The organism is Gilliamella sp. ESL0232, from assembly GCF_013346885.1.
Taxonomy (GTDB): domain Bacteria; phylum Pseudomonadota; class Gammaproteobacteria; order Enterobacterales; family Orbaceae; genus Gilliamella; species Gilliamella bombi.
Window position 1 is genome coordinate 1 of the sequence record NZ_JAAEDW010000017.1, and the last position, 1,505, is coordinate 1,505.

A 1,505-nucleotide genomic window follows, 5' to 3' on the forward strand; every position below is an offset into this window, starting at 1 on the left:
TCTTCTAAACAAACAATCTGTGTGAACACTTACGAGCTCTTCGTAAGGAGGTGATCCAACCGCAGGTTCCCCTACGGTTACCTTGTTACGACTTCACCCCAGTCATGAACCACACCGTGGTAAACGCCCTCCCGAAGGTTAAGCTATCTACTTCTGGTGCAACCCACTCCCATGGTGTGACGGGCGGTGTGTACAAGGCCCGGGAACGTATTCACCGTGACATTCTGATTCACGATTACTAGCGATTCCGACTTCATGGAGTCGAGTTGCAGACTCCAATCCGGACTTAGACGTACTTTGTGAGGTCCGCTTACTCTCGCGAGGTCGCCTCCCTTTGTATACGCCATTGTAGCACGTGTGTAGCCCTGGTCGTAAGGGCCATGATGACTTGACGTCGTCCCCACCTTCCTCCGCTTTATCAACGGCAGTCTCCTTTGAGTTCCCGACCTAATCGATGGCAACAAAGGATAAGGGTTGCGCTCGTTGCGGGACTTAACCCAACATTTCACAACACGAGCTGACGACAGCCATGCAGCACCTGTCTCACAGTTCCCGAAGGCACTCTCGTATCTCTACAAGATTCTGTGGATGTCAAGACCAGGTAAGGTTCTTCGCGTTGCATCGAATTAAACCACATGCTCCACCGCTTGTGCGGGCCCCCGTCAATTCATTTGAGTTTTAACCTTGCGGCCGTACTCCCCAGGCGGTCGATTTATCGCGTTAGCTTCGGAGCCCATCACTCTAGGCAACAAACTCCAAATCGACATCGTTTACAGCGTGGACTACCAGGGTATCTAATCCTGTTTGCTCCCCACGCTTTCGCATCTCAGCGTCAGTATCTGTCCAGAAGGCCGCCTTCGCCACCGGTATTCCTCCACATCTCTACGCATTTCACCGCTACACGTGGAATTCTACCTTCCTCTACAATACTCTAGTTAACCAGTTTTAAGTGCAATTCCTAGGTTGAGCCCAGGGCTTTCACACCTAACTTAATTATCCGCCTACATGCCCTTTACGCCCAGTCATTCCGATTAACGCTCGCACCCTCCGTATTACCGCGGCTGCTGGCACGGAGTTAGCCGGTGCTTCTTCTGTGATTAACGTCAATTAATAAACCTATTAGATTCATCACCTTCCTCATCACCGAAAGTACTTTACAACCCGAAGGCCTTCTTCATACACGCGGCATGGCTGCATCAGGGTTCCCCCCATTGTGCAATATTCCCCACTGCTGCCTCCCGTAGGAGTCTGGACCGTGTCTCAGTTCCAGTGTGGCTGGTCATCCTCTCAGACCAGCTAGAGATCGTCGCCTTGGTGAGCCATTACCACACCAACTAGCTAATCCCATATGGGTTCATCAAATGGCGCATGGCCCGTAGGTCCCATGCTTTGGTCTCTCAACTTTATGCGGTATTAGCAGTCGTTTCCAACTGTTGTCCCCCTCCATTCGGCAGATCCCCATACCTTACTCACCCGTCCGCCACTCGTCATCAAGTGCAAGCACT

The 1,505-nt window shown here is 51.7% G+C and carries 1 rRNA gene; it reads right to left on the reverse strand.

The window, feature by feature from the left end:
• Positions 1-43: 43 nt before the first annotated feature.
• Positions 44-1,505: ribosomal RNA gene (locus GYW75_RS12260) — 16S ribosomal RNA — on the reverse strand; the annotation flags it as partial.